Source organism: Modicisalibacter radicis (genome assembly GCF_900961225.1).
Classification (GTDB): domain Bacteria; phylum Pseudomonadota; class Gammaproteobacteria; order Pseudomonadales; family Halomonadaceae; genus Modicisalibacter.
Map to the genome: position 1 here is coordinate 1 of NZ_CAAHFN010000121.1, position 737 is coordinate 737.

The 737-nt window shown below is 54.3% G+C and carries 2 tRNA genes; both read right to left on the reverse strand.

What is annotated here, in order from left to right:
- Positions 1 to 340 precede the first annotated feature (340 nt).
- Positions 341 to 416: transfer RNA gene (locus tag HR9077_RS19995), tRNA-Ala, on the reverse strand.
- A gap of 107 nt (positions 417 to 523) precedes the next feature.
- Positions 524 to 600: transfer RNA gene (locus tag HR9077_RS20000), tRNA-Ile, on the reverse strand.
- Positions 601 to 737 lie beyond the last annotated feature (137 nt).

Here is a 737-nt window from a genome sequence, read left to right on the forward strand (position 1 = left end):
CCACCGTATGCGCTTAATCGCTTGACCATATAACCCCAAGGGGTCTGGTGCGATCTCACACGACAATTGCCGGATACGCTTGAGTCGTATCTCAAATTTGTCAGCTTGATTCACATTGTTAAAGAGCAGTTAGAGCCATAAGCCCTAAGCTGTAAGCTTTAAGCGGCCCTGGCGGGCTTCTCAAAACCTATAGCTTAGCACTAACGGGAGACTGTTTGATTGGCTGTTGCTTGTCTTACAGCTTACGGCTTATCGCTGGCAGCTGAAGAATGGTGGAGCCTACCGGGCGGTGCGACGGTTCGCTCGAACCGGTGACCTCCTGTGGTAGCAACCACGTAGATGGTGGAGCCTACCGGGATCGAACCGGTGACCTCCTGCGTGCAAGGCAGGCGCTCTCCCAGCTGAGCTAAGGCCCCTCTGACTTCCCCGACGTGCCATGGGGAATTTTAGTCAGGACAAGGCATTTCGAGGCGACGTATAGCCTGCTATACGAGTCTCGGAATAACGCCGTCATGGCTAAAATTGGTGGGTCTGGGCAGACTCGAACTGCCGACCTCACCCTTATCAGGGGTGCGCTCTAACCAACTGAGCTACAGACCCATTGGTCACGCTGGGTCTCAACCCAAACAGTCTTTGCTCTGGCCGATCAGGTAATTCATTGTGAGCACTTGCTCGAACGCGATGACGCGTCGTTTAAGGAGGTGATCCAGCCGCAGGTTCCCCTACGGCTACCTTGT